The sequence below is a fragment of the Paraburkholderia eburnea genome, assembly GCF_002917095.1.
Lineage (GTDB): Bacteria > Pseudomonadota > Gammaproteobacteria > Burkholderiales > Burkholderiaceae > Paraburkholderia > Paraburkholderia eburnea.
Map to the genome: position 1 here is coordinate 2,746 of NZ_PQGA01000048.1, position 1,334 is coordinate 4,079.

1 protein-coding gene and 1 pseudogene are annotated in these 1,334 nt (G+C 61.7%); both read left to right on the forward strand.

Going from position 1 to position 1,334, the window contains the following annotated elements; genetic code table 11:
• Positions 1-194, forward strand: a pseudogene (locus B0G62_RS30970) (putrescine ABC transporter permease PotI); the annotation flags it as partial.
• Between the two features lie 163 nt (positions 195-357).
• On the forward strand, positions 358-1,334 hold a 977-nt coding region (locus tag B0G62_RS30975), incomplete at its 3' end, for a DUF3138 family protein (RefSeq protein WP_146055394.1).

Sequence of the window (1,334 nt, forward strand, 5' to 3'; positions counted from 1 at the left end):
ACGCGCTCGCCACGCTCTTTATCAGCGCCGTGACGATCGGGGTGATCGCCGTGAACCAGTTGATGAGCGCGCGTGAAAAGAAGCGCATGCGCGACATGCAGATGGCCTTCATCCAGCCCGATCCGGCTGAATCGTCCACGCCGGGCACGCCGCCGGGCGCGGTCGGCTCGCCGATCGGACGGCGCGCGGCCTGAGCGTTATCGATGATCCAGCACGGCGCGCGCGTGAAGCACATTGAAGCGCAATGCCTTAACGCGCGCGCCACATAAAACGGCCAGCAGTACAGAACAATTTCAGTTAGCAATAGAAGAATCAGCGTCGAAACGCCTGCAACAACGACCCATAAGGAGAATGTCGATGAAGAAGAAGTTAATCTGTCTGCTGGTGGCCGGGGCACTGCCAGGGCTCGCATTCGCGGACTCGACCAGCGACCAGATCAAGGCCCTGCAGCAGCAGCTCAACGCCCTGCAAAAAGAGGTGAAATCGCTCAAGAGCGAACTCGCGGAATCGAAGCCTGCCGCCAGGGGTTCGTCGAAACTGGCGATTGCGCCGGCCGGCACGGCGACGGCCACCGCAACCGCCGCCGCGCCGGAAGTCGACATCTCCTCGCCCGACTACGGCAAGGCGCCCGCGCATCTGAGCAACGACGACGTCGACGCGATGAAGCAGCAGATCGCCAGCCAGCAGCTCAAGGTCGATTCGCTCAGCGACGCGGCCAATACCGGCCCGATCGCGGGCCTGTCGATCACGGGCTATATCGACCCGACCTATATCTACAACCGCGCGCAAAGCACCTCGTCGTTCCTGTTCGCGAACCACGAAAGTTCGTATAACTACTTCAACAGCACGTTCGGCGATCTTTACCTCGACATCAAGAAGACCTTCGGTGTCGGGCCGATGGCGCCGTCGGCTGAAATCACGCTCATGCCGAACCGCGGCAACGGCATCACGCTGCTGGCCAACGAGCATGGCGATATCGGCAACAATATCCTGAACACGGCGGTCGTCACAGTGCCGGTCACGGCGACGCAGACCTTCGTCGCGGGCCTGATGCCGAGCTTCGGCGGCTATGAGGTGCAGCAGTCCAACCAGATGCTCACCCTCACCCATAACCTGCTGTATGACTTCTCGGATCCGGGCAGTTATGTGGGCGTGGGCTGGAACTACTCGCCGGACAGCAGCCAGTGGGCCTTCAAGTTCATGCTGGGCAACGAGCAGTACCGCACCTATGGTTCGGTCACGCAGACGGGCACCAATGCGCTGGGCGACCCGATCACGACGAGCAACAAGATCCCGACCCTCACGGCACGCGCGGATTACACGTGGTCGAGCGC